Origin of the sequence: Oribacterium sp. P9 (assembly GCF_046365365.1) — a bacterium.
Lineage (GTDB): Bacteria > Bacillota > Clostridia > Lachnospirales > Lachnospiraceae > Oribacterium.
The window spans coordinates 1-511 of sequence record NZ_JBKEIS010000067.1; the positions used below are offsets into that span (position 1 = coordinate 1).

Genomic DNA, 511 nt, shown 5'->3' on the forward strand with positions numbered 1-511 from the left:
CAACTTGTAGGCCTACTGTTCTTTGCCTTATTCCCAACTTTTCCTATGTACGCTGTGAGCCCCTTTAACGACTGTATAGCACTTGCGGCTTTTGTTGTGTGGGCCATTTACTTCGCCGAGGCGATTCGAACTAAGGGCACCTCCCTCCAATCCGGCAAAATGATTATTTTGCTTGTGCTTTGGGGGACAATTGCATCACTGATGAAAAAACCGAACGCCTTCATTATCATCGCCTGTGCCGTCGTTCTTGTAGTCTTTGAACGCGAGCATATTGCGGCAATACTCGTGCAGGGATTTGCCCCTGCTTTCATCTGCCTTTTTCTCGTCCCCGCTATTGTATACAATCCCTTGAACGTACTTCCTGGCGATAAGGGCGAGTACCTGGGCACGTTTTTCCAGCAAACAGTTGCTTATGCGCTGAATCATGGGGGGATCCCCGACTCGGACAGGGAGGTCATCGATAAAATTCTTGACCTTGACGAAGCGGTCAACCACTACAACGCCATAACAT

Annotated in this window: 1 protein-coding gene; it reads left to right on the forward strand. The window is 48.9% G+C overall.

Annotated features, from left to right (window positions below; all coding sequences use genetic code 11):
* Positions 1–45 precede the first annotated feature (45 nt).
* Positions 46–511 (forward strand): DUF6020 family protein (locus ACK8P7_RS11035; protein ID WP_410044242.1); only part of this gene is annotated, 466 nt, incomplete at its 3' end.